The 1,293-nt window shown below is 64.7% G+C and carries 2 protein-coding genes; one reads left to right on the forward strand and one right to left on the reverse strand.

The genetic code is table 11. The features are described 5' to 3' along the window. A partial coding sequence (locus AHiyo1_RS07800; protein WP_059388175.1) for an inositol monophosphatase family protein occupies positions 1-711 on the reverse strand: 711 nt, incomplete at its 3' end. A gap of 33 nt (positions 712-744) precedes the next feature. On the opposite strand from AHiyo1_RS07800, the gene AHiyo1_RS07805 reads away from it, so the two are divergent. After that, on the forward strand, positions 745-1,293 hold a 549-nt coding region (locus AHiyo1_RS07805), incomplete at its 3' end, for a hypothetical protein (RefSeq protein ID WP_059388176.1).

The following is a 1,293-nucleotide window of genomic DNA, read 5'->3' on the forward strand; positions in this document are numbered from 1 at the left end:
CTTGCCGGGGAGCCAGTCCCACTCGGGGCAGCTGTGTTGGAACCAGCAGCCCAGTTCGCCGTCGGCCACCCGGCCGAGATCGCAAGAGCCGGAACCGAACATGCGCAATGAAGCTGCCGACACCGCTGCAGCATGCCAGGGCATGGCGGCTCGGGGATCGGCGAGCCACGTGGGGTGGATGTAGGTCGCGGCACCGAGTTCACTTAGGGCAGCACCCGACGGTCCCGGAATCCGTTCGTCGTTGAGGGTCGCGGGATGCCCTTCGCCGCCGGTCCAAAGCTTGTCGAGCTCCGGTTGATAGATGGCCCCGAGAATGACGTCGGCATCCGAGGCGGTCCCGGGTGATGCCGTGCCCTCGCGTTTCAAGGCGATCGCGGAGCACCAATAGGTGGAGCCGTGCAGGAAATTGTAGGTACCGTCCACGGGATCGATCACCCAGGTGCGGCCGCTTCTTCCAGCCACCGAGCTTCCTTCTTCACCCAGGATGCCGTCGTCGGGGCGGCAACGGCGCAGTTGCTCAAGGACGTAGGCCTCGGCCGCATGGTCCGCGGCGGTCACCACGTCCGAAACCGAGGTCTTCCGTTCGCCTTGCAGGCCGCCCATCCGCATCAGCAGGGCAAGCTGCCCGGCTTCCCGGACCAGGGCGGCAGCGAGTTCGTAGTCGTCGAGCGATGGATCAAGTTCTGTGGCGGAGTGCCTGCCAGTGGTCATGGGTCCAGCTTATGTGGCGGGATAATGAATGACATGGCCAAGACCCCAGCCCAACGCATCAAGAAGCACGGCGCCAATGCCGCTCTCCCCCAGCACCACTTGCCGTCGGTGATCAATCCCACCACCCAGCGGTCGCCCGAGAAGGCCCAGAACAACGGCCGCCTCATAGTGATTGCCGGGGTCGTGGCCAGCCTTTTCCTGTTTTGGTATGTGCACCTGCTGACCCTGAACCAGATGACCCAGTTGTCCGGCGGCATGGCCATGCCCGATTCCCTCATCGGCGGGTTCTCCACCGATTACGTCCACCAATTGCATGGCGCCATGACGGACGACGCCCGCGGACAGCTCAGCTACATCCACAAGACCGCCGGAACCCTGTTTCCGCTGATCTTCGGTTTCACCTGGCTTCTGCTCATCGGCACCAATGTGGCCGGAAAGGCACTGCGCTGGACGCTGTGGGCTGCTCCCCTGCTGTTCGCCGTGGTCCGTTTGTGGAGCAACGTGGCGGTGGACGCCGCGCTGGGATCGGCAACGCCCGACGCCGGCCAGGTGGCTTTGGCTTCCACGCTCACCGTTGTGGGC

Source organism: Arthrobacter sp. Hiyo1 (assembly GCF_001263615.2).
Taxonomy (GTDB): Bacteria; Actinomycetota; Actinomycetes; order Actinomycetales; family Micrococcaceae; genus Arthrobacter.